The 22,930-nt window shown below is 44.9% G+C and carries 19 protein-coding genes and 2 tRNA genes; 15 read left to right on the top strand and 6 right to left on the bottom strand.

Going from position 1 to position 22,930, the window contains the following annotated elements:
* The first annotated feature begins 12 nt into the window (after positions 1–12).
* The 3 genes from LZ23_RS22700 (at position 13) to LZ23_RS13620 (ending at position 5,464) form a co-directional block, all read left to right on the top strand.
* Positions 13–2,316, top strand: coding sequence for an ATP-binding protein (locus tag LZ23_RS22700; RefSeq protein ID WP_052507373.1), 2,304 nt, complete (start codon positions 13–15; stop codon positions 2,314–2,316).
* 66 nt (positions 2,317–2,382) lie between these two features.
* Positions 2,383–4,314 (top strand): response regulator, encoded by a 1,932-nt coding sequence (locus LZ23_RS13625; protein WP_052507372.1) that lies wholly within the window; start codon positions 2,383–2,385, stop codon positions 4,312–4,314.
* Between the two features lie 157 nt (positions 4,315–4,471).
* The gene (locus LZ23_RS13620) at positions 4,472–5,464 is read left to right on the top strand and encodes a serine protease (RefSeq protein ID WP_052507371.1); all 993 of its coding nucleotides are present in this window, start codon (positions 4,472–4,474) and stop codon (positions 5,462–5,464) included.
* 178 nt (positions 5,465–5,642) lie between these two features.
* Here the strand turns inward: LZ23_RS13620 and LZ23_RS25680 are convergent, their stop codons facing one another.
* The 5 genes from LZ23_RS25680 to LZ23_RS13595 form a co-directional block, all read right to left on the bottom strand.
* On the bottom strand, positions 5,643–6,065 hold the full coding sequence (locus LZ23_RS25680; protein ID WP_157493234.1) for a class I SAM-dependent methyltransferase: 423 nt from the start codon (positions 6,063–6,065) through the stop codon (positions 5,643–5,645).
* Positions 6,066–6,430: 365 nt separating this feature from the next.
* Positions 6,431–6,507, bottom strand: a tRNA-Asp gene (locus LZ23_RS13610).
* Between the two features lie 18 nt (positions 6,508–6,525).
* A tRNA-Val gene (locus LZ23_RS13605) sits at positions 6,526–6,601 on the bottom strand.
* A gap of 54 nt (positions 6,602–6,655) precedes the next feature.
* A complete protein-coding gene (tmk, locus tag LZ23_RS13600) occupies positions 6,656–7,297 on the bottom strand; it encodes a dTMP kinase (protein ID WP_045214975.1) in 642 nt (213 codons plus the stop codon).
* A 50-nt stretch (positions 7,298–7,347) separates the two neighbouring features.
* Entirely contained in the window at positions 7,348–8,448 is a 1,101-nt protein-coding gene (locus tag LZ23_RS13595; protein ID WP_084591060.1) for a 3'-5' exoribonuclease YhaM family protein, read from the bottom strand.
* Positions 8,449–9,057: 609 nt separating this feature from the next.
* Here LZ23_RS13595 and LZ23_RS13590 point away from each other — a divergent pair.
* The 11 genes from LZ23_RS13590 (at position 9,058) to LZ23_RS13535 (ending at position 21,454) form a co-directional block, all read left to right on the top strand.
* Positions 9,058–9,384 (top strand): 4Fe-4S dicluster domain-containing protein, encoded by a 327-nt coding sequence (locus LZ23_RS13590; RefSeq protein ID WP_045215469.1) that lies wholly within the window; start codon positions 9,058–9,060, stop codon positions 9,382–9,384.
* A 333-nt stretch (positions 9,385–9,717) separates the two neighbouring features.
* Complete coding sequence (locus tag LZ23_RS13585; RefSeq protein WP_045214973.1) at positions 9,718–10,872, top strand: 2-oxoacid:acceptor oxidoreductase subunit alpha; 1,155 nt, start codon at positions 9,718–9,720, stop codon at positions 10,870–10,872.
* A 3-nt stretch (positions 10,873–10,875) separates the two neighbouring features.
* The gene (locus tag LZ23_RS13580; protein ID WP_045214971.1) at positions 10,876–11,709 is read left to right on the top strand and encodes a 2-oxoacid:ferredoxin oxidoreductase subunit beta; all 834 of its coding nucleotides are present in this window, start codon (positions 10,876–10,878) and stop codon (positions 11,707–11,709) included.
* The gene (locus tag LZ23_RS13575; protein WP_045214970.1) at positions 11,706–12,287 is read left to right on the top strand and encodes a 2-oxoacid:acceptor oxidoreductase family protein; all 582 of its coding nucleotides are present in this window, start codon (positions 11,706–11,708) and stop codon (positions 12,285–12,287) included. The genes LZ23_RS13580 and LZ23_RS13575 overlap by 4 nt, the downstream gene beginning before the upstream one ends.
* Positions 12,272–13,039: a 5'/3'-nucleotidase SurE gene (gene surE / locus LZ23_RS13570; protein ID WP_045214968.1), complete on the top strand. Its 768-nt coding sequence runs from the start codon at positions 12,272–12,274 to the stop codon at positions 13,037–13,039. The genes LZ23_RS13575 and surE overlap by 16 nt, the downstream gene beginning before the upstream one ends.
* 454 nt (positions 13,040–13,493) lie before the next feature.
* Positions 13,494–14,417 carry a class II fructose-1,6-bisphosphate aldolase gene (gene fba, locus LZ23_RS13565; protein WP_045214966.1) on the top strand — a complete coding sequence of 308 codons (924 nt, stop codon included), beginning with the start codon at positions 13,494–13,496 and terminating at the stop codon, positions 14,415–14,417.
* An 11-nt stretch (positions 14,418–14,428) separates the two neighbouring features.
* A complete protein-coding gene (gene gap / locus LZ23_RS13560) occupies positions 14,429–15,427 on the top strand; it encodes a type I glyceraldehyde-3-phosphate dehydrogenase (RefSeq protein WP_045214964.1) in 999 nt (332 codons plus the stop codon).
* A 758-nt stretch (positions 15,428–16,185) separates the two neighbouring features.
* Positions 16,186–17,178: a TAXI family TRAP transporter solute-binding subunit gene (locus tag LZ23_RS13555; RefSeq protein WP_045214962.1), complete on the top strand. Its 993-nt coding sequence runs from the start codon at positions 16,186–16,188 to the stop codon at positions 17,176–17,178.
* A 599-nt stretch (positions 17,179–17,777) separates the two neighbouring features.
* On the top strand, positions 17,778–19,733 hold the full coding sequence (locus LZ23_RS13545) for a TRAP transporter permease (RefSeq protein WP_084591059.1): 1,956 nt from the start codon (positions 17,778–17,780) through the stop codon (positions 19,731–19,733).
* Between the two features lie 131 nt (positions 19,734–19,864).
* A complete protein-coding gene (gene cbiB, locus LZ23_RS13540) occupies positions 19,865–20,800 on the top strand; it encodes an adenosylcobinamide-phosphate synthase CbiB (RefSeq protein WP_045214956.1) in 936 nt (311 codons plus the stop codon).
* Positions 20,801–20,968: 168 nt separating this feature from the next.
* Complete coding sequence (locus LZ23_RS13535; protein WP_052507369.1) at positions 20,969–21,454, top strand: hypothetical protein; 486 nt, start codon at positions 20,969–20,971, stop codon at positions 21,452–21,454.
* A 580-nt stretch (positions 21,455–22,034) separates the two neighbouring features.
* Here the strand turns inward: LZ23_RS13535 and LZ23_RS13530 are convergent.
* On the bottom strand, positions 22,035–22,253 hold the full coding sequence (locus LZ23_RS13530) for a hypothetical protein (protein ID WP_045214954.1): 219 nt from the start codon (positions 22,251–22,253) through the stop codon (positions 22,035–22,037).
* Between the two features lie 194 nt (positions 22,254–22,447).
* Between LZ23_RS13530 and LZ23_RS13525 the strand changes: the two genes are divergently transcribed.
* On the top strand, positions 22,448–22,921 hold the full coding sequence (locus LZ23_RS13525) for an Lrp/AsnC family transcriptional regulator (protein WP_045214952.1): 474 nt from the start codon (positions 22,448–22,450) through the stop codon (positions 22,919–22,921).
* The last annotated feature ends 9 nt before the right edge of the window (positions 22,922–22,930 follow it).

The raw sequence follows: 22,930 nt of genomic DNA, 5'->3' as shown, positions 1-22,930 counted from the left end.
ATCCATATTGCCATGACAAACAAAAGCAAACCACCGCACTGGGAAATATCATCCAGGGAGAATATAAATTCAAGTGATCTGCCCGCTAATCATGCTCTAAGTATTTTCCGCTCTAAACCTGCAAGGACGTATAACCTTCGAGACCTTAGTGATGTTAAAGAGCTTTCGGGTGAAGAGGCTCGAAAACTTGTAAATGAACTGCTGATCCATCAGGTGGAACTGGACACACAGAATGAAGAACTTCGCCAGGCGCAGCAGGAGGTGGAGGCAGTCCGTAAAAAATATTTTGATCTTTTTGATCTTGCTCCTGTTGGTTATTGTACTGTTGATGAGAAAGGAGTATTAAAAGAAATCAATCTTTTAATGTCCCGGATGCTGGGTGCCCCCCGTGCAGGTTTGCTGGGAAAAAGCCTTGTACGTTTTGTCGTGGCCGGGGATCAGAGTGTATTTGTCCGTGCATTCAACAAGCTCTACAAAAGCAGGCAGCAGCAGTCTATGGAGATCAGGATTTCTCCGCAGAAGGAAGAGCATTTCTGGGCTCATGTGACCATGAATCTCTGCGCAAAAGGTGCCGGCAATGATTGCCAATTGACTGTGGTAGACATTACCGCACGTAAAAATGCTGAAAATGCTCTGAAGGAAAGTCGAGATCATTTAGAAATTATGGTTCAGGACCGTACAGAAAAGCTGCGCAGGGAAATCCAGGAACATAAGGAGCTGCAACAGGTTCTTGCCCTGAGCGAGCAACGGGCGTTTGCCCAGAGAAAAGCCATAGCCAGGCTTGCCTTAGATCCTTACGTAACTTCAGGAGATCTTGAGAATGCCTTGGAAACGATTCTTGAAGTCAGTACCAGAGTTACAGATGTCAGACGCGTAAGTGTGTGGAATTTTTCTGATGATCAGGCATGGCTTAATTGTGTTGGGCAGTTCTCCAGTGTTCAAAACATACCGCAATTTAATATGGCAATACAGACGAAAAACTGTTCAGAGTACATTGAAGCCATTGCCAGAGAAAACAGGATAGCAGTTGAGAACGCTTTGGAAGATCCGCGTACGAGATGTTTTTCTGAAGAATATCTTGAGCCAATGCAGGTCCGCTCACTGCTTGATGCCGGAATATTTATCGAAGGCCGAATGGAAGGGGTTGTTTGCTTTGAGCATGCAGGTTCGGTTAGAAGATGGCATCCTGATGAAGAAGCTTTCGCCACTACTGTGGCCGCCATTATTGCACAGCTTTATTCCAATTATGAGCGCAAAAAGGCTGAGAAACAGATCATGGAAGCCAATCAGCGGCTTGCTTCGGCTATGGAGGAAGCTAGAAAAATGGCTGCAAGGGCTGAGGAAGCATATCTAACCAAAAGTAAATTCCTGGCCAATATGAGTCATGAACTCCGAACTCCCATGAACGCTGTGCTGGGTTTTACCCATGTCCTTCTGCGCGACTCCTCGCTTTCCAGGAAAAATGTCAACTATATAAAACTTATTCAGGACAATGGCGGACATCTGCTGCGCCTTATCAATGATATTCTTGAAATGTCCAGAATAGAAGCGGGCAAGCTTGTTTTGAATGAGGATGATTTTTTTCTTCCGGAAATGCTGGACGATATTCTGAAAATGTTCTCACACGGTGCCGAAGGTATTGAACTGCGCCTTGAAAAGTCTCCTGAACTGCCCGTACAGGTTCGGGCAGACTATTCCAAATTACGAATGATTTTAATCAATATAGTGGGAAATGCGGTTAAATTTACTGATAAAGGTCATGTTAAACTCAAATGCCGGATAATGGATCAGCCCCATGAGGAAAATCAGACAGACAAGACCCTGATTATTGAGGTGGAAGACACAGGTCCAGGAATTGACGAACATGAGCTCTCAAAGATCTTTGATCCGTTCCATCAGACAGAAAAGGGTCTTTCAGCAGGGGGCACAGGTCTGGGGCTGTCCATCAGCTTAGAGTATATTAAAATTATGGGCGGCAATATTCATGTAGAAAGCACTCCTGGTCAGGGCAGTCGGTTCACTATAAAAGTACCAGTCCGCCCTGCATGGAATCTGGAATATCTTTTGCCGGACAAGCATACCCTGACTCATGACTCAATCCCCTGTCCGGACAGGCCATCTGCTTTTACTCCTCAATTTTCAGAAACAATGCGCAAATCCATTATTGAGGTGCTTTCTCAGGGTGATATATTCCGTCTTCTGGAACTGATAGATGATGCTGCCTTAGAAGATGAAGCAGGTGCCCAATTATTACGTTCCAAAGCTGAAAATTTTGACTATGCCGGGATAAGGCAGTTGCTTAAGCAGGGTGAGTGAAATGAAAAAGGAACATGATCCAGTGCTTGTGGATAAGCAGGCACTCAACCAAGGAAGGAATGATAAATGAAGTGCATGCCAAGAACCGGTAACATCATGCTGGTGGATGATACACCTGGAAATCTTAAACTACTGATGGACCTGCTGCGGGACAGAGGTTACAAAGTCTTAGCCTTTTTAAATGGACCTGATGCCCTGGCAGCAGCAGAAGACAATCCTCCTGATCTGATCCTCTTAGACATTGTCATGCCCAAAATGGATGGATATGAGGTTTGCAGACAGCTCAAAAGTAATGACAAACTCAAGGATATTCCTGTGCTTTTCATCAGTGCCCTGAGTGAACCTCAAGACAAGGTTCGTGCCTTTGCTGTGGGAGGTGCTGATTATGTTTCCAAACCAATTCAGCCTGAAGAAGTGGATGCCAGGGTGGAGACTCACCTCAGGCTGAGCAGATTGCTGCATCAGAGTCAGGAATGCAACAGAGTGCTCATTGAAGAGCTTCCCGATGTGGTCATGCGTTTTGACAGCAACGCACGGCATCAGTTTGTTTCCTCCGGAATTTCAGAGATCAGCGACCTTGATGCTGCACAGTACATTGGCAAAACGCATAGAGAACTGGGGTTTTCTGAAGCAATGTGCATGTTCTGGGAAGGAGTTATATCCAGGGTTTTTGCAACAGGTGAACGCGTGGAAAGAGAGATGCTTCTCGGTTCTGAAAGCAAACCTGTTTTTCATGATCTGAGACTTTTCCCTGAAAAGAATGCCAGAGGTGAAATTCAGTCTGTACTGGCCATAAGCCGAGACATAACTGCTCAGAAAAAAGCTGAGCTGGAAATGCTCAAGGCCAAACAAAAGGCAGAAGCTGCCAGTCTGGCCAAGTCACAATTTCTTAATAATATGAGCCATGAGATCAGAACTCCCCTCAACGGCATAACCGGAATCATGGAAATAATGTCCACCTGGGAAATGAATCCCGATCAGAAGGAAATGATTGATCTTGGAAACATTTCTGCCAAAAGACTGGCCAGTCTATTTTCAGATATTCTAGATCTATCCACCATTGAATCCGGTAAAATGGCCATCAGAAGTAAACATTTCTGCCCCAAAGAGTTGACTTCAATTGTCAACGACCTGTTCATGCTTTCAGTCAAGGAAAAAGGAATTGAGTATGAGTGCCATGTTGATCCTGACCTGCCGGAGACTCTAATTGGAGACAAGACAAGAGTTCAGCAGGTTTTATTTAACCTTGTGGGAAATGCCATCAAGTTTACTTCCCGGGGCAAGGTTGAGCTGTCTGTCACTACCTTGTCTCAATTGGAACCGGATAAGTGCAGAGTTCTTTTTTCCGTGGTTGACAACGGACCCGGTATTGCCGGTGAAAAGCTGGATGAGCTTTTCGAACCTTTTGTTCAGGCAGATGGATCATATTCGCGCCGTCATGAGGGCGCAGGACTTGGTCTGGGGCTGGTGCGCAGGCTGGTGGAGATGATGGACGGAAATATTTCCGTGGAAAGTGAGGAAGGGTATGGCACTGCAGTTCATGTGGCACTGACCTTTCAAACGTCTCACGCGAGTCGCGAAGATGACACTATCGATGCAGATGCTTACACCGGGCAGACATCATTGAAGATTTTGCTGGCAGAAGATGAACCTGTAAACCAGAAGATCATTTCCAAAATGCTTGAGACCATGGGGCACAAGATAGTCCTGGCCAATGACGGTTTGCAGGCTGTTCAGCTGATAATGGACAATGACTTTGATCTTGTATTAATGGATGTGCAGATGCCTGTAATGGATGGTCTGGAAGCAACAGCAGCTGTCAGAGAATCACAAGAACTGGGAGCCAAGAGCAATATTCCCATTATCGCGGTTACTGCTCATGCCCTGCCTGGAGACAAAGAAAGCTTCTTAAAGGCTGGAATGAATGATTATCTGGCAAAGCCGGTAAATATTGAAGAATTTAAGAGAGTGTTTAGAAAATATTGTGGAGTTCAGTAAAACTACAGCTACACTTTACTTTAGCTTCAATGGACTGGCTCTTTTGCCGCTGGATAGTCCATCTGTGTTGCGGTTTGAAGTCGCCACAAGTTCCTGTCCCTGGTGTCCGGGGCAATAATTAACACATAATGTAGCTGTAGTGATAAAGAGAAACACAATGAGTATTTTTTTCCGGATTTTTTTTGTTTTTATTTTTGCCATCCTGCCTCTGAATGTTGAAGCAAATTCAGAGCTTGAGTCAGTACTGCCAAAGATAAAAGGTGGAGAGGATGCTGATATTGCTGATTGGCCCTGGAACATAGCTCTGCTCAATGCCAATGTGCGTGATCCGTATAGAGCTCATTTTTGCGGTGGTACCTTTATTTCACCGCAGTGGATCATTACTGCCGCGCATTGCCTTGTGGATATGAGCGGCACCTTGAAACGCGCCCCCGAAGATATGCTTGTGCTTACCGGGCGAAGTAATTTGAGGGACGAAGCAGGCCAGATGATTCCGGTTAAGAAGCAGGTGCTGCATCCCGGCTATGATCCGTATAATTATGATTCTGATCTTGCTTTGCTGTATATTGAATATCCACCTGATGTTGCCACGGATTGGGGCTATATACCAATTATAGAATCAGGCGATCCTCTAAGCAGGGCTTTACCAGGCAACACGGCCTGGATAACTGGCTGGGGGGCACTTGATGGAGATAGAACATACCCTTTAGACCTCCAAAAGGCCAGTACTCCTCTGGTCAACCAGGAAGATCTTGTCAAAGCGTACATAGGGGTAAATGAGGTTACAGACAATATGATAGGGGCAGGGCCAGGAGACGGTTCAGTGGATACCTGTCATGGTGATTCCGGAGGGCCTCTTGTGGTGTATGACAGGGGTAAATTTGTGCTGGTGGGAGTGACAAGCTGGGGTCTTGAATGCGGAACGCCTGATGTGTACGGAGTGTATGTGCGGCTTTCAAATTACTGCGACTGGATCGTAGAAGTTACCGGCATAGATGATTGCATCCATGCTGACAGCAGCAGTTCCGGAGGTGGATGTACAGTGGCTTCAACTCAAAAGGCAGGCTTTGAATGGGTCATCATGCTGTCCTTGATTGTTTTGTTTAAATGCAGACGTATGTTGACTGCCTTGCGTATTACGCGTTTCTGAAAACATAAAAAATGAGCTGTTTGTCATAGCTATTTTGGGGTTAAAATCTAATTTTAACTGCATGGCACGGGGACTGTCCCCGGCTTCGGGACTGTCCCCAAATTGACTTTTCAGAAACGCGCAATGCTCCCTGCTGACTGCCTTGCGCATCAAAAGATAGCTTTGGCGTTGGCGTATATTACTTTTTTTTACTGAGGATGGTGATGTTGCTGCCTGGGAGGAGCAGGTTTGCCGATAAAAATGTGGCCAGCCAGTACATGGTTTTTTTAGAGTAAAAACAGACGTGAGTCAGGTCTCTCATGTAAGCCCATTGGCCAAAATCGTATTCTGGAAGACGAAATTGAGTTTTGATATAAAGTGATCCGCCAAGTTTAATCAAGTTCCACATGGTCAGGATATCCTGACCTGGTGTGCGCATATGTTCTACAACCTCAGTGCATGTGATAAAGTCATATTTTTTGTGCAGTAACTTATGGTCTGGTGAAAAAAGCGGATCAAATACTTTTACATTAAACCCCTGGCTTTGCAGCATCATGGGAAGGGGAGAGCCTGTTCCGCTGCCGAAATCCATACCTGAAGCAGGCAGTTTGTGGTGCAACATCACTTGCTGACAGACAGGTTTTAAAAAATTCTGATACCCTTTGTCCCGGGGATCATTATTATGAAGGAGATATCTCTTTTTTTCCTGTGCAGTGGTAAGGTGTTCCCATGGGGGTACAAAGACCAGCTGGCAGACATTACAAATATAAAAGCTGCGATTAAAGCCTTGAAAAAATAGTCGTGATTTTCCGGTACATAAAGAGCAGGTTGGGCTTGATTCGTCCGGGTTTTGATTTTCAGGAGGGCTCACAGTTGATGCTTTCCAGAATAAAAAAACCTCAGAAACAATGAGTTCTGAGGTTTTTTTGTTTGCGCAGTGCAAAAATATTTATTTAACTAACAGTGTTGACAGCACTGTATTTTTTGTGGCGGGGCCGACGAGACTCGAACTCGCGGCCTCTGGCGTGACAGGCCAGCGTTATAACCAACTTAACTACGGCCCCGCATATATGAAAAACATCTGGTGGGCGGAACAGGGCTCGAACCTGTGACCCTCGGCTTGTAAGGCCGATGCTCTCCCAACTGAGCTACCCGCCCCCGATGCGAGAAAAAGATGAATAATGACTTTGCAACAGGTTGTCAATCTTTTTTTTAATATTTTTGGAAAAAAACTTTTTTTACCTGCTGGACTATATTTTCATGAATTTCACTGACACCCTTCCGGGCATCAATAATATGAAATCTGTTCTGGTTGATGCCGGCCCATTCCAGATATCCCTTGCGGGTTTTCTCATGAAACTCCAGGCTTTCAGCTTCGAATCTGCCTTCTGATTTGGTCATTTTTTTCTGAATGTTGCGGCTTAGAGCCCTTTTCAGTCCTTCGTCAGCAGGAAGATCCAGCAATATTGTAAGCTCCGGCTCGACTCCCTGCACAGCGGCCTGATTCAGTTGGATCAGCAGATTAATATCAAGTCCTCTTGCATACCCCTGGTAAACAATCATGGAATCAGCAAAGCGATCGCAGATGACTGCCTGTTCCTTACTAAGGGCAGGCTTGATCAGGGTATGCACGTGCTGGCTTCTGTCGGCGAGATAAAGAAACAGCTCTGTTTCCGGTACAAGGTCAGTACTTTCCATGGAAAGCAGGATGTCGCGCAGCTCTAAACCCAGCCTGCTTCCTCCAGGTTCCTTGGTCAAAATTGTTGAAATACCATTTTCTTCTAAGTGCCCGGCGAGCAATTGGGCCTGGGTGGATTTTCCACAGCCTTCAATACCTTCAAAACTGATAAACACATTACCTCCTTAAGCAAATCCGGCATAGCGGCAGTTTTCTGTATACATGTTCAAGAGTTGGCATCCGTGTCAGAGCTTGAGAAATCTGGGTCGGCTGCAAGAGTAGGCTGGCGAGCTATAGTTTTTCGTACTTTCTGCAATGAATGCGAAGGTTTGGGCTCTGGTTCAGGCTGCTCGGGTTTTGGTGTACGGTGCGGGTTGTATAAAAAACGTCCCATGCTGCGCTGAAACTGGGACCAATGTCCTGCTCTGTCATGATTGTCTGATGGGTTGTCAAGAGCATTATCAATGGTATTCATCTTGGCATCAAGGTTGTCTGCAAAATGCAGAAGCAGGGCTTCTTGTGTTTTAGGCCTTTTGGGCGAACCATATTCCAGCTCTCCGTGATGGCTTAAAATGATATGCTTAAAATGCATGATGAGCTCTGGTGAAAGATTCTGTGCTTTGCTCAAAAAAGGATTGATCATTTCCAGACCAAGAAAGATATGCCCCATTAGTTTTCCTTCAGTAGAGTATTCTCTGGAAACACCCGCTGAAATTTCTCTTGCTTTGCCAATATCGTGCAATGCTGCACTGACTAAGAGTATATCTTTGTCAAGGGCAGGATACAAATCACAGATACTGTCGCATATTCTGCATACAGAAAGGGTGTGTTCCAGAAGACCTCCCATGTAGGCATGGTGTATTGTTTTGCCACCGGGAGTTTTTACCAGGGCCTCACGAATATCATTGTTTTTCAGGATTTTTTTGTAGAACCTGGTCCAGGGGGGGAATATTACTTTTTGATGCAGAAGACGCATCAGATCCTGGTAAAGCTCCTCTGGAGGGATGGAGGAAACCGGCAGAAAAAAAGAAAGATCAGTCTGCTCAGGGGGTACAAAATTCAATGTTTCAATATTCAACTGAAGCTGATCCCTGAAGCTCTGGGCAGCGGCAGTTACTTCAATAATTTGTTCTGAAGCGATCTGTTCAAAGTTGCGGCTTAAAGGGCTCCAGATTCTTGCTGGAATAGTGCCGCTGCTGTCCTGGAGGGTCATTTGCCAGTAAGGACCGTTTCTGGCCTGGTCCAGCCTGCTCTCAACTACGATGAACAGATCATGGACTTTCATTCCATCCTGGATATCCTGAATAAATAAATTTTTCTCTTTCATACTGTTGTCAAATAATTAAGCTTGAAGTATGGGCTCGTTCTTACGGGGTATGAATCATTTTTGTTTTACTGGATCCGGCAAGAAGGTAACGTTGAACTGCTATTATCATTGATTTTTATTGAAATAAAGCCCATAAATGGCTGCAGCAGAAATTGTACCGGGAATATTGGGCTTTTGTAACAGTTTAGCCATTTGCATGTGGCACGGCTTCCTGCCCGGAGGCATACAGCCCGGAGGGGGAATAGCTCTCCGAGCCCTTGTTTTATTAAATCTGTGTTTTACATCAACAAAAAACAAGGGCTGGGGTGCCTGTCCCCTGCTTACCTTAGAAAAGGGCTAAACTATTACGGGCTTTTTTGTATAATGGGCTGGGGACAGTCCTTAGTGCCACACCCAGGGAGCTAAACAATCACCTCATATTTATAGACTTAAGAAAACGCGTAATGCTCTCAATGTATAAGTGAATATTTGTAAAAGTCTGGATATATGCTGCATGAAAAGGCGAAATAGATTTTACCTGTGTCAGAGGATAAAACAAAATGGCAGGTCAGTCCCGGGAGGGCGGGACTGATTATTTTAAACGTTGATATAATTACAAAAGGATGGAACATGGCTAAAAAAAAGGGAGAAAGCAGGGTAAAGATTTACCTGGACTGGTGTAAAGGCTGTGGAATATGTGCAGCTTTTTGTCCCACCAAAACACTGAAAATCAGCCCAAAGGGCAAGGCAGAAGTTGTTAATGAGGAGGAGTGCATAAACTGTGGTTTCTGTGAGGTGCACTGTCCGGATTTTGCCATCATGGTTTATCCCAAAAATCAGGATGCAAACAATTGTGGTGCTGATGCCGGGCAATTTGCTGCCGGAGAAGATGAATCAGCAAAACCTGAGGCAGTTCCAACACCGGACAATCCTCAGCCAGCTGCCTCGCAAGGCTGATTACTTATCAGCAGTCTTTAAAGGGAATAAGGGTGTTGGATTATCTGCGGCTGCTTTGCACTAATGTTGGTATTTTATGTTGGTATTTCAGAACTTGAGAGTTGAAAGTTATCAGTTAACTGTTATTAGTTGAATAAAAATCATTATGATTTCAAATGTTAGGCTTTGAGGACGTCTGGATGTCTAAAGTTTGGAAAATGGCAATAAATCCAAAGTGTTGCACAAGAATTTTTGACTGTCCAGTTTAGAACATATGCCCAGGAGAATTCAGTCACCCAGACATTTACAAGGGGCTGCACTGCTATAACAAAACAATAAATTACAGGAAAAAATATGCCACCAAAAGCAAAAAAGAAACGACAAAATGAAGTGTTCGCTCTTGGCAATGAAGCGGTTGTCGAGGGCGCTTTACTGGCAGGTTGTGATTTTTATGCGGGTTATCCCATCACCCCATCCACTGAGATTGCAGAAGAGATGGCAAGACGTCTTCCATTTTTGGAAAATGGCGTTTTTATTCAGATGGAGGATGAAATTGCCAGCTTAGGAACAGTAATCGGTGCTTCTCTCGCTGGAAGAAAAGCCATGACCGCCACTTCAGGTCCGGGCTTTTCCCTGATGCAGGAGCATATAGGGTATGCGTGCATTACAGAAGTCCCCCTGGTGCTTGTCAATGTAATGAGAGCAGGACCAAGTACAGGGATGCCCACCAGTCCGGCCCAGGGAGATGTTCAGCAGGCCAGGTGGGGCACTCATGGGGATCATCCCATTATTGTTCTTTCAGCCGGGGATGTTCAGGAATGCCTGGAAATGACTGTTACTGCTTTTAACTTTGCTGAAAAATACAGAACTCCTGTTATTCTTCTGCTGGATGAGATAACAGCCCACACCCGTGAAAAGATTTCTATTCCTGATCCAGAAGATGCATTCATCTATTCCAGGCTTCTGCCCAGTATGCCCCCAGAATGGTACATGCCTTTTGAAGACAACATGCGGGGCGTATCAGCGATGCCTCCAGTGGGCACTGGCTACAGATATCATGTCACCGGTCTGACCCATGATGATCACGGCTATCCAACATCCAAACCCAAAGAGGTGGAGCACTTTGTTTACCGCCTGTTTCGCAAGATTGACCAGTTCTTTTATGATATACAGCTGGTGGACGAAGTGCAGTGCGAGGATGCTGACTGCTGCATAATTGCTTACGGCTGTGTGGCCAGGTCGGCTGAGCTTGCTGTGCAGCTGGCCAGAGAACAGGGAGAAAAGGTTGGTCTTCTCAAGCTCAGGACCCTGTTTCCTTTTCCAAGGCCAATAGTGGAAAAGATGATCCGACAGTGTTCATCGGTTCTTGTTCCAGAAATGAATATGGGGCAGATTTCCCGTGAGGTAAAAAGGGTAAACAATGGTCAGACCAAGGTCCTTACTTTGAACAGAATTGACGGGCAGATCATTACGCCCGGCGAAATACTTAAAAAAATCCTTAAAGGATAAGATATGGCAAAAGTAACTCAACTCATACATAATTATTTGAGGCACACCAAGAAATTTCCCCATGTGTTCTGCCCAGGATGCGGACATGGGATTGTACTTGGTTCTTTGATTAGAAGTGTTCACTCCATGAACATCCCCAAGGATGATATAGTGGTAGTTGCCGGAATTGGATGTTCAGGACGGATTCCGGTTTATGTTGATTTTAATACTGTTCATACAACACACGGCCGGGCGCTGACATTTGCCACAGGAATCAAGCTGGCTAATCCCAGGCTCAAGGTTATTGTCATCATGGGTGATGGAGATGCCCTGTCAATTGGTGGGAACCATTTGATTCATGCTGCGCGCAGAAATATCGGGCTGACTACTCTGGTCCTCAATAACCATATTTACGGCATGACCGGAGGTCAGAGTTCGTCCACTACTCCTTTTGGCTGCTATTCCACCACAACACCTTTCGGGCAAATGGAAAAGGAGTTTGATATAGCTGAAGTAACAAGAGCCTGCGGGGCCAACTTTGTGGCCAGAGCCACGGTAATGCAGGCCAATCTCATGGACAGACTTATTTCCACCGCCCTGGAGCATCCCGGGTTCAACCTTGTCGAGCTTATCACTCCCTGTCATACCCAGTTTGGGCGCAAGAACAAATATAAAACCACTGTTGATATGTATAAATGGCTGAAAAAAAACGCCACTCCCATCGAAAAGTACAGGGAACTTCCCCCTGAAAAACAGAAAGACAGGATTTCAACGGGTATTTTTGTGCAAAAGGACTGCGCAGGACTTGAACAGAGATATATTGAGGCGCGTCAAAAGCTTACAGGAGGTGGGAAATGATCAAAGATACTCCGTTGAACAGGTTTGAAATTCGCCTGTCCGGTCTTGGAGGGCAGGGCATTCTGACTCTTGGAAAAATCATGGGCCAGGCGCTGGCTCTGGATCACGGCTTTTACGTAACCCAGACTCAGAGTTATGGTCCTGAGGCGAGAGGGGGGGCCAGCCGGTCAGATCTGGTCATCAGTTCCTCCACCATAAGCTATCCTAAAACCATAAACTTAGACCTTCTCGTAGCTCTGAGTCAGGAGGCGTGCAACAAGTTTTTCACCAACCTGAAAAATGGCGGTTTTCTGGTGGTAGACACCTCCATGGTGGCTCAGACTCCGACAAATATTTATTGGGGCCTGCCATTTACAGATATGGCCAAAAAGGTCGGACTGGTGCAGACTACAAATATTGTGACCCTGGGTGCTTTGACTCATTTTCTGCCCTTTATGAAGCCTGCTTCAGTGCGCAAAAGCCTTAAAAGCACGTTGCCGGCGAAAATTATTGATATTAACCTTAAAGCTTATAATGCGGGGTTTAACAAGGCCAAGAGAGATTACCCCGATGCTCCGGAAAAATGGACATTCTCCTGACAAATGATGACGGCATACATGCTGTAGGCATCAAGGCCCTTTACCGGGCGTTGACAGGGGCCGGGCACACTGTTCGTGTGGTGGCCCCTGTCACTGAACAGAGCGCTGTAGGTCACTCAGTGACAATTTTCTCTCCTGTGAGAGTTAAGGAAATCTCTGAGGATGGATACAAGGGCATGGCAGTGAGCGGAACTCCTGTGGACTGCGTAAAATGGGCCATGAATGCCTATCTTGATAAAATGCCTGATCTTGTGGTGTCCGGCATCAACAACGGGGCCAATGTGGGTATTGATGTTCTTTATTCAGGAACTGTGTCCGCAGCAACTGAAAGCGCTCTTGCTGGAATTCCTTCTCTTGCAGTATCCATAGATGATTTCAGGCCGACAGATCTGAGCGCCCAGGCAGCCTGGACTGCTGAACTGCTCTTGAAATTTCCATGGGACAGGCTTCCGGCGCAAAATGTTCTGAACCTGAATTTTCCAAGTTGTGCGTTGAGTAGCGTCAAAGGTGTCAAGGTCTGCCCTCAGACCAATGTTGTCTATTGTGATTATTATAATTGCCGCAAGGATCCGCGAGGCAGACCATACTACTGGCTGGGCGGGGAAATTCCCATGGAAAAGGTTGATCCTGGAGCTGATCGGGCACTGCTTAGCAAGGATTATATCACTTTAACTCCTCTTAGATTTGAACTTACCAACTTTGCTGCCATGAATGAGTTGCAAGAACTTGTTCAATCGATTAGTATGTCTTAATTTCAATCAACACAACAGCCTGTGTTAAAGGTGGTACAACCTTCTGCACGGCAGGGGAAAGCCCTGATATAAGGCTCTTGCGATATTTGTGACTGATTAATAGTAACTTACCGTTTCAGTCCTGTAGAAAAAAACAAGAATTTTTTTAACCTTGAAAGAGCAATGATGCCCAAGATCCTTATTCTTCAGCCTTCAGCCTTCAGCCTGAAAAGCAAGGTTATCGCCCAAACTTAACTATTCTTGTTTAAATTGAGCTGTGGGCACAGCCCGCATTAGTCATTCCAGCTGTTGATTTATCATGGCTGGTTCGAAGATAGTCATGGCAATCTGCTGACTATGGTCGGGCAGGTATATAGAGACTTAGATGTAAACCGTTTCCTGAAAACCGGTGCCGGATTTCAGGAAACGGTTTAAGCTTCAAACAAACCATTGTATACTATAAGGAGGTTCTGTTATGCCCTTGACGTCACCCAAAGAAATGTTTGATCGGGCGTATGATGGTAAATATGCCATCGGCGCATTCAACGTCAACAATATGGAAATTATTCAGGGAATCATCAAAGCAGCTGAAGAAGAGCAATCACCATTGATTCTGCAGGTCTCTGCCGGTGCAAGAAAGTATGCCGGCCAGGGATACATTATTAAACTCATGGAAGCAGCTCTTGAGGAAGCTGATCTGCCTATTGTCCTGCACTTAGACCATGGACAGACCTTTGAAATCTGCAAGGAAGTTATTGACGGGGGCTTTACCTCAGTCATGATTGACGGTTCTCATCTGTCTTTTGAGGAGAATATTGCGCTGACTAAGCAGGTTGTGGAATATGCCCATGATAAAAATGTATGGGTTGAAGCTGAACTTGGAAGGCTTGCAGGTGTAGAGGATGAAGTAAGTTCTGAAGAAAATGTCTATACAGTGCCTGATGAAGCAGCGGAATTTGTTGAACGTACGGGCTGCGATTCTCTCGCTATTGCCATTGGCACAAGCCATGGAGCGTACAAGTTCAAAGGAGAGCCAAAGCTTGATTTCGACCGTCTGGAAACAATATCCTCCATGTTGCCGAGATATCCCTTAGTTCTTCATGGTGCTTCTTCGGTTTTGCCGGAATTTGTTGCCATGGCCAATGAATACGGCGGACAGGTTGCTGATGCCAAGGGAGTGCCAGAAGATTTTCTGCGCAAGGCTGCAACCATGGGTGTGTGTAAAATAAATATTGACACAGATATTCGTCTGGCCATGACTGCTGTTATTCGCAAATTTTTCAAGGAAAATCCACAGGAATTTGATCCACGAAGCTATCTTAAACCCGCCCGCCAGGCAGTCAAGGATATGGTGCAGCACAAAATCAAAACTGTTCTTGGATCATCAAACAAGATATAAAGGAGATATAAATGGCCATTAAGGTAGGTATGAACGGCTTTGGCAGAATCGGCAGGTATATGGCCAGGCTTCTGGCCGGAAATAAGGAAATGGAGCTTGTGGCAGTCAATGCCAGAGCAGATAATGAACAACTGGCTCATCTGCTGCAGTTTGATTCAGTCCATGGAACTTTTAGTAAGGAAGTCAGCCCCACAGACAACGGTTTTGCAGTGGACGGCCAGGAAGTTCAGGTGACCAGGAAAGGTCCTGGCGAGTGGGTTTGGAAAGATCTTGGTGTGGACATGGTTCTTGAAACAACAGGAAAGTTTACTGATCGCGAGAGCTGCGAGAAGCATTTAAGCTGCGGAGGCAAAAAGGTGCTTATCAGTGCTCCTGGTAAAAATGCTGATGCAACCATTGTCATGGGAGTAAATGATTCTACTCTCAAAGCAGATGATAGGATTGTTTCCAACGCGTCATGCACCACTAATTGTCTTGCCCCGGCAGCCAAGGTTCTGGTGGATAATTTTGGTTTCAAGCATGGTCTTATGACTACAATTCATGCTTATACCATGAGCCAGCGCATTCTGGACGGAACTCACAAGGATATCCGCCGGGCCAGGGCTGCGGCCATGTCCATGATCCCTACCACTACTGGAGCGGCGAGGGCAGTCAGTCAGGTAATTCCAGCCTTAGAAGGCAAGCTGGATGGAATGGCAGTAAGGGTTCCTACACCTAATGTATCGCTTGTTGATCTTGTGGCTGAAGTGGAAAAGAGCACCAGTGCAGAAGATGTGAACAATGCCCTCAAGGCTGCTGCCGAAGGTCCCATGAAAGGCCCTCTGGGGTATACTGTCAAGCCTCTGGTTTCCATTGATTACAATGGCAGCATTCACGGCGGTGTAGTTGATGCCCTTTCCACCACAGTTATGAATGGAACCATGGTCAAGCTTATAATCTGGTATGACAATGAGGCCGGTTTCTGCAATCAGTTTCTGAGGCTGATGGAAAAGGTCAAAGCCAATATGTAGCAATATTGATAAACCTTTAACGCTACAGCGACACTTTATTTAGTTATAAGCTCCTCACCCGGTCCGCCCGGGTGAAGAGCTTACAAGTAACTAAAACCAAATTAGTAATAAATTCACAGCATTATGGTTTTACCATACAGATTGTTTCGGTCGCTTAGGCTCCCTCGTGGGTGACAGGTTTTGAGCAACTACATCCCTGACAGCTCAGGTGTCATTGCGAGCGAGTCTTCGAGCGCGGCAATCTCTAACGCGTTAAGGCTATTTTATGTTACTCACAGGTTAGGTCCCGGTCCGCCCGGGTGAGGAGCTTCTTAGGAAATAACCTTAAATCCCCAGCCTCCATCCTTCAACCCCTTACCATTACTCCCTCCAATGACCGGTATAAAGTGAAAAAAAGAACAACTTGAAAATTTTTGAGAAACCGATAAGATGTTCATACATAATAGGGTGGAAAGCTTCAAGATTTGCTTCGTTAAAGGGTATTGCCATTTGTGTGGAGCCTTGCAGCACTTCCCAAAATATGGAGACAGTCTGAGAGTCAAGGCTTTCGGCTTGATCTTGTTAAGCTCATAAAGGGTTGGCACTATTTTGTCTTAGTGGATGATGCAGTAACTTCCCGGAGTTTTATGGAGCACGCTGATATAATAATTTATTATATTTAAAAAAAATCTTGACTTAAACAGCGTTTTCAGGTTTTTAATTATGTAACAAAATAAGATTAGAGCTTTTTTAACTCAACCAGACTTTAGGAGGTCTAAATGAAAAAGGGTAGTTTAATTTTTTTGCTGGCCGGTTTTCTGGCTTTGTCCTTTTGCTTGAGCTTTGACAAGGCAGATGCTCAGAGAAGGGCTTTTCTTGCCTTTGGCGGCGGTCCCACCGGCGGTACATTCAACTATTTTGCCAATGGCATGGCCATATATCTTGGCAGGCACGTGCCTAATCTTGAAATGTCATCTGAGGGATCTGGAGGATCTGGTGAAAACCTTAGAAGAATCAACGCCGGTCAGATAGATTATGGTATTGTTTACTCAGGGGATGCTTACCTTGGCAGATTGGGGCTGCTTCCCAATGACGAAAGGAAATACGAAAATGTAATGTCTGTGGCCTATTTGTACGGTGCTCCTGCCCAGTTGGTTGTAAGAGCAAGAGATGAGATTTCTTCAGCCAAAGATCTTGTAGGCAAGAGAGTGGCCGTAGGTAATGCCGGATCAGGTGCTGCACTGTCTGCAGAAAGATTTTTCAGGCACATTGGAATATGGGATGACATCAGACCTCAGTTCTTAGGCTACTCACCTGCTGCATCTGCTTTTAGAGATGGTAATATTGATGCTTTCTGGGTGCTTGTGGGTTATCCCAATGCCTCGGTTATTGAAGCTGCCACCCAGACCAGAATTGATCTTGTCAATCTGCATATTGATGCTGAAGAGTCCGGGTTTTATGATGAATACCCATTTTATGAGAGAGTTGTTATTCCCGGCGAAACATATCGCGGTCAGGAAAACGATGTGTACTCCTTTCAGGACTCAACATTCTGGTGCGCCGGAGCAGGAGTGGATGAAGACATAGTGTATGAATCTGTAAAAACCATTTTTTCCGAAGCCGGTCTGCAGCATATGCGTACAGCTCACGGTGCTGCCCGGGAAATGAGCATTGAAAACGGCATTATGGGTGCGTCAGTTCCATTGCATCCTGGAGCATATCGCTTCTGGAGCGAGCAGGGTATTGATATTCCTGAGCACTTGAAGCCGTAAAGTAATGATCTTTTTAAGAGAACCGGATTTTTTAGTCCGGTTCTCTTTTTTTTCAGGTCTAATGCGGGCTGTGCCCACGACCCAATTTAAACAAGAATAGTTAAGTTTGGGCGATAACCTTACTTTTCAGGCTGAAGGCTGAAGAATAAGGATCTTGGGCATCATTGCTCTTTCAAGGTTATAAAAAATTCTTGTTTTTTTTCTACAGGATTGAAACGGTAAGTTACTAAACTATTACCACTACAGTGATACTTTATTCAATGGTAGTATCTGTTTAGCGCTTTGCATGTGGCACGGCTTCCTGCCCGGAGGCATACAGCCCGGAGGGGGACTGCTCTTCCGGGACCCGCTTATCCCGAAAATGAGTCATTTTGAGCACAAATTGATGATCAAGTGGGTCCCGGAGTGCCTGTCCCCTGCTTTCCTTAAAAGCGCTAAACAGATACCAATTGTAAAGATGACTGGCTCTATTGCCGCCGGGTTTTACGGTTTGAGTCCGGCAAAAGTGTCTGTTCCCGATGGCCAGACAATAATTTACACAGAATGTCGCTGTAGTGTCCCCTTTGTCAAATTTTTAAAATATGAGGTGTAAAGGCGAGATGTCGGATATCAAGGACCTTACAGAAGAACAAAAACAAGAGCTGGAAAAAATAAAGGCCAAGGAATCCAAGTTTGGTAGAAGGCTGACCCCGTTCTGGCATGTACTGGTATGTGTGTTGGGTGCGGCAATGGTATTCTTTTACTTGTATTCCGCAGGTGTACAGCCCTTTAGTGACCAATACCATCGTGGTGTTTATGTGCTGCTGACCTATGTGATGATTTTTATCTCTTTTCCCTTCTGGTCCAAATCCAACATGCATCGCCCGACAATAGTAGATATTGGTCTAGCTCTTACGTCCATATTTGTTGTTGGATACTGGATTTTGGAATTTGAAAATCTGGCCTACAGAATGGGTGCAGAGACTCAGATGGATATCTGGGTAAGTATTGTCGGTATTGTGCTTTCTCTTGAAGTCAGCAGAAGGGTTTTGGGGTGGTCCATCACCATTGGAGGCCTGCTTTTTCTTGTCTATGGTTATTTTGGTCCATACATGCCCGGCATCATTGCGCATAGAGGATTTGATATTGAGCGTCTGGCAACTTTTTTGTACCTGACTCAGGACGGTGTTTTCGGAGTCATGTGTAATGTTCTGGTGACTTATGTAATTATATTTATCTTTTTTGGTTCCTTTCTGCAGCAGTCAGGAGTGGGCAGGTTTTTTATTGACTGGCCCCTGGCCCTTGCTGGCAGAAGTCTTGGTGGTCCGGCTAAAGTATCAGTTGTAGCGTCAGGTTTTTTTGGTTCAGTTTCCGGATCAGCCATCGCCAATACAGTTTCCACAGGTTCATTTACCATCCCTTTGATGAAAAGGGCCGGTTTCAGACCGCATGTGGCAGGAGCCATTGAGCCTGCCGCATCCATAGGCGGTATGTTTATGCCGCCCATTATGGGAGCGGGTGGATTTTTAATGGCTGAGATGACCAATACTCCATACGTTCAGATCATGGCCATTGCTGTTTTTCCTGCCCTTCTTTATTTTATTTCTGTATTTGTCATGATTCACTTTGAGGCCAAAAAACAAAATATTCGCGGCATTGTGGATGAAAATTCACCCAAAGCAAGAGAAGTTTTTAAACAGCACTGGTTCAAGGCCATGCCACTTGTCATTATTGTAGCCATGATGTTGTTTGGATATTCTCCGGGCATGGCGGCTTTCTGGGCCACTATTTCCTGTGTTGTCATCAGCTGGGTGGATAAAGAATATCGTATGGGTCCCAGTCAAATTTGGAGAGCCATAGTAGTTGGTGCTCGTAATACACTGGTCATTGGCGCAACTGTAGGTGTTATTGGTATTATTGTCGGTACAATTTCCTTGAGTGGAATAGGGCTGAAATTTTCCGATCTGATTATCTCTCTTTCTGGTGGAAACCTGCTGATTGCCATGATTCTTATTGCCTTTGCCTCCCTTGTTCTCGGCATGGGCGTTCCAGTTACTGCTTCTTACCTCATTGTAGCTGTGCTTGCAGTGCCGGCCCTGCATGAGCTGGGCGTAAGCCTCATTGCCGCGCATATGATAGTCTACTGGTTCAGTCAGAACTCCAACGTAACTCCACCTGTGTGCGTAGCTGCATATGCTGGTGCGGCCATTGCCGGATCTGATCCGTGGCGCACGGGCTGGACTGCATTGAAGTTTTCCAAGCTGATTTATGTTGTGCCGTTTCTTTTTGCTTATGAGCCGGCTATGGTGCTGCAGGGCAGTGTTCAGGAAATTGCCATGGTTTACTTTGCAGCCACCATTGGTACCATCGCCTTTTCTGCCTGGTCCATGTTTTATCTTGTCAGGAAAACCACACTTATCGAATGGATCGTCTTCGGTGTTGGAACTTATCTGTGCTTCAGCCCTGATATTGTGAAGGATATAATAGGTATTTCCCTTGTAACTTTGGTTATTTTAAATCAGTACCGAAAAAATAAAAGAGACAGGCAGAAGCTTGAAGCTCTGAGGACTGCGTAGTACGTGATGTTTTTTATACTTGTGAGTCATTAACTCACTCATTTTTTTAGTTTTATAAAAAGGGTCTGCTTTCAACAGGCCCTTTTTTGTACTTTCACAGCGCTTTTTCAAGGAAATAAAGTAGCGTATAAGTGTTTGTAAACATAATTATTTTTCTTTTATTTTGCTATATTGTTGATTTGATCGTCGGTGATCCTCGCTCCTGGCCACATCCGGTCAAGGTTCTTGGCAAAGCCATTAACTTTATCGAGCATAAGTGCAGAATAACCGGTTTCAGCCTCAGGAAATGCGGCTTTATCGTTCTTTTCCTGGGTGTTTTTCTCATTCTTTTCCTTGTTTCTCTCTGTATTTCTCTTCCCTTTTTCGGTCTGGTCATCTCCCTTTATCTCGGTTACGCATCTCTGGCCCTTGGGTGTCTGATCCATGAAACACGTAAAGCCCAAAAACTCATAGCCGGCAAAAATATACAGCAGGCCAGGGAGGCTGTAGCCTGTTTAGTGAGCAGGGACACAGAACATCTGGATCAGCAGGGGCTCTATCAAGCCCTTGCCGAGTCAGTCTCTGAAAACTATAATGATGCTTTTTGTGCGCCGTTTATGTATTTAAGTCTTCTTGGAGTTCCGTGGGTTTGGGCCTATAAATTTGTCAGCACTCTTGATTCCATGTGGGGTTACAAGGTGTCGCACTGGAAGGATCTGGGTTATGCGGCGGCTAAGGCTGACGATATTCTGGCCTGGATACCGGCGAGAACAGGTGCCTTGTCAATGCTGGTGGCCAGTAGAATATTGCGTCTTGAAAGTTCAGTATCATGGTCCAGAATTGCCGGGGATGCCCGCAAAACAGACAGTCCCAATGCTGGCTGGACAATGTCTGCTGCTGCTCATCTTCTAAATGTGCGCATGGGCGGAGCTGCTTCTTATTTCGGCAAGACGCGCATCAAGCCGGAAATAGGCAGTGGTGATAATGCTTATTCAAAATCCAAGATTGATGAACTCATAAACCTTATTGTGCTGAGTTCAATTATTTATGCAGCCTTTTTTACTCTTATTGCCTTGATTATCAGCTGAAGTTTTCTGATCCTGAAACCTTAAAACGCATAATACTGGTGTCAGGATAGTACTTGCCTCCCTGTTTTTTTCCCTTTACTTCAAAATTGTCAAAAAAGAATTGAGGTCATATTGCATGTAACGCAATTCGTATGGACGATTATTATTCGGCGTATTAAGAAAAAAATTATGGACATTCATACAGCCTCAACAAGCAATCCCTCAAATAATTCTCTGGACTACCTTTCCAGTCCGGAATTCAAGAATATGGTCCGCGAAGAACTGTCCGATATCCTGGCAGATTTCATAGCAACTCAGGAAAAACGAGCTAGTCATGTCTCGCTTATTGAGCGTATAGTCCGAGTTGAAGAAGCCCAGCGCGCCCATGAGCAATTGACCAGATCTCTGTTAGAACAGACAAATATGCGCTTCGAGGAAATGCAAAGGAATATAGATAAACGTTTTGATGCCTCATATAAGCGCTTCGAAGAAATGCAAAAAAACATGAATAAACGCTTTGAGGCCATGGAAAAACGTTTTGAAGCTATGGATAAGCGTTTTGAAGCCATGGATAAACGTTTCGAGGGTTTAAACCGTCGCCTTGACCGATTCATGTTCTGGGCTTTGGGATTGACCATATCCGCCACCTTCCTGATCATCACCTTTCTACGATAACTTCATAGAATTATATAAAATATAAATTCAGGCACTTACAAGCTTCAGTATATTTGCGCTTGTTCCCAGCTTTAGCCAGGGGGACGAGGGGTATAAGTTGCTCACAGCTTTGGCCCAAGGCATCCCTGGTGAGGACCGAACCTGTGAGTAACTTTACGAGTCTGTCACTTTTCTGGAAATTGGGACAGTCCCCGCGAGGTACTATAAAAAAGATTGATACTGCATTGGTTCCTGGAAGAAATTGGCTTTAATGACAAAATTTACACAGCGAGGGACAGTCCCTGTGCCAAGCGCAAAGTTCCCATCTTTGACGGAATTTTTCAGGCAAATGTGCATCAATCATATGCAAAAATCGTAAAAACATTAAAACTGTAAACGTCTGATTTTGTTGATAATTTGGTTTTAGTTACTTAGAAGCTTTTCACCCGGGCGGTCGGGGACCGAACCTGTGAGAAAAAATAAGCTTGGTGAACAGACAAGGAGATTATAACATGAGAGGTTGTAACTTATCATTATCAAATTTTTTTCATCTTGACAAGCTATAACTTTTTTCAAAAGGCAGACAGGGTAGACAGAGCACTTATCTTGTCATACGGACACACTTCTTAAAGCTTCTTTGTTCAGGTTTCAGGTGATTTTCTATATCCAGCATACAAAGTTCAAATTGTTTTTCCAGCTCAGGCAAAAGGTATTCTATTTTTTCAAGATTTTTTGGCAGACCCTGGGATTCTATTTTTTGGATTTTCTCGCTCATGGCTATGTAACCGGTATTGGCTGAAACACTCTTTGTAAATTTCATAAAATGACTTTTTTTTGTAATCGAAAGGTAGACAGATGTGCTTGTCCCTTGCCAACAGTTTGGTGGCAAACATCCTCATGTTGTTTGGATGAAAGGCCCTTATTAATTGTCCCTTTAGTTATAAAAAAAACAGAAAGTTCTTGACCGTGCCTAATATTTTGAATAATAGTGTACAAAAAGCAGGTAGAAACAGAATGATTGACGAAAAAGATATAAAGATTTTGAACTTGCTTCAAGAAAGCTGCCGTGTATCCAATGCGGAAATTGCCAGGCGTCTTGGTATGGCTCCTTCGGCAATCCTGGAGCGCATACGCAAGCTGGAGAAAAAAGGAGTAATCAAGGGCTATGAGCTCAGGATTGATCCCAAGGCAATAGGTCTGACCCTGACAGTAATTACCCTGATCAAGACTGATGAAGATGTAGGTTCAACCAGGGTCGGCAAAGAACTGGCTGAAATTCAGCACATACAGGAAGTATATTTTATTGCCGGTGAATATTCTTATATGGTCAAGGCAAGAGTGGCTGATACTGATGCTTTGACCGCTTTACTGCAGAAAATGGGTGAGGTTCAGGGTATAAGGGATACTCGAACTACTTTTGTTCTCAATACAATTAAGGAAAGCGCGGGTTTATATCTCCAGGCTGAACCGCGCTTGCATAAGAAATAGATTCTTATT

Source organism: Desulfonatronovibrio magnus, assembly GCF_000934755.1.
Taxonomy (GTDB): domain Bacteria; phylum Desulfobacterota; class Desulfovibrionia; order Desulfovibrionales; family Desulfonatronovibrionaceae; genus Desulfonatronovibrio; species Desulfonatronovibrio magnus.
Note: the sequence above shows the minus strand (reverse complement) of the source record. Positions and strands in the feature narration are given on the sequence as shown.